General features: G+C 49.1%; 2 protein-coding genes. Both read right to left on the minus strand.

Annotated elements, in window-relative coordinates; genetic code table 11:
• Positions 1–885 (minus strand): contractile injection system protein, VgrG/Pvc8 family (locus CBG25_RS02995; RefSeq protein ID WP_290604425.1); only part of this gene is annotated, 885 nt, incomplete at its 3' end.
• A partial coding sequence (locus tag CBG25_RS03000; protein WP_290604427.1) for a phage tail protein occupies positions 885–1087 on the minus strand: 203 nt, incomplete at its 5' end. The genes CBG25_RS02995 and CBG25_RS03000, both read right to left, overlap by 1 nt.

Raw genomic sequence — 1087 nt, forward strand, 5'->3', positions numbered from 1 at the left:
AAAGCGGGCGATACCGCGTTGAATTTTTGCCCAGGTGGCTTTTGCCGCGCGAGCCGCATTGGCACGACTGGCGTAGGTGTGTGAGAGCACCAGTACATTGCCGTCCTCACCGATAAAATAATCGCCCTGTTTGTTTTTTGTTGACGCAGAAGGCTTTTTGCGTGTGATTTTAACGGTGTGGGTTTTTTCAGGCTGCTGGGTATCTAGCCAACTGGCAATCACCTCCGTATAGGCACTGCGGTCTGCCAGTGAAAACGAATAATTATCCCCGTCTTTTCGACTTAAGGTTATGGTCGGTATTTCTTTACCCGAGGCGGTTTGGCTTTTCCCCAGCGCGATAAATAACAGCTGGTCATTTTTCACCGTCGCCAGCGCGCCTTCCTGCTGTCCTAGTCGGATTAAAAACGCGCCGTCCGATTCATTTGTCTGGTCGATATGGGCAATTCGGATAGGCTTAAGCGCCGCATCAATGCAGGGGGTTAACTGATTGCGACCAGCAAGGGTGGTCACAATTTCTTCCAGCGTTTTATTGTGATAAGAGGCTTCACGTCGCGTGTTGAGGGTCGCGCGAAAATCAGCGCTTCGCGCACGTAATGTCAGACGGTCAGGCGCGCCACTGTATTCGATTTCATCAACAATAAATTTCCCCTTCGGGATGAGTCTTTCGTTTTTCCAGCCCAGTGCCAGGGTCAGCGTTTCCCCGCGTCGCGGTAAGGCCAGTTTGCCGTCACTATCATCCAGCTCAATGTCTAGCTGGTCGGCTTCAAATCCCCGATTATCGGTCAGCGTCAGTGACATCAATCGGCCTTCAATCAGCGGATTAATATTTTTACTGCCTGCTGTTAGCGCAAACGCAGGGATATTTTCCGTGTTTAAAAAGTGCATTAGAAAAGTCCCTTAATCTGTTCACTTAAATCACCAAACATCGCCGAGAGCGAATCATCGACCCGTTTTAATTTAAGGGTAAATTCAATCTTACGGGGTGCGCCATCGGCAAAAAAAAGACTTTTGCTTTGGCTGATTTCTTCAATCACGAACATCCCATAAATATTGCCTTCACCATCCAGAAAGGGCCAGGCTTTACCGC

It is taken from the genome of Arsenophonus sp. ENCA (assembly GCF_002287155.1).
Classification (GTDB): Bacteria; Pseudomonadota; Gammaproteobacteria; order Enterobacterales; family Enterobacteriaceae; genus Arsenophonus; species Arsenophonus nilaparvatae.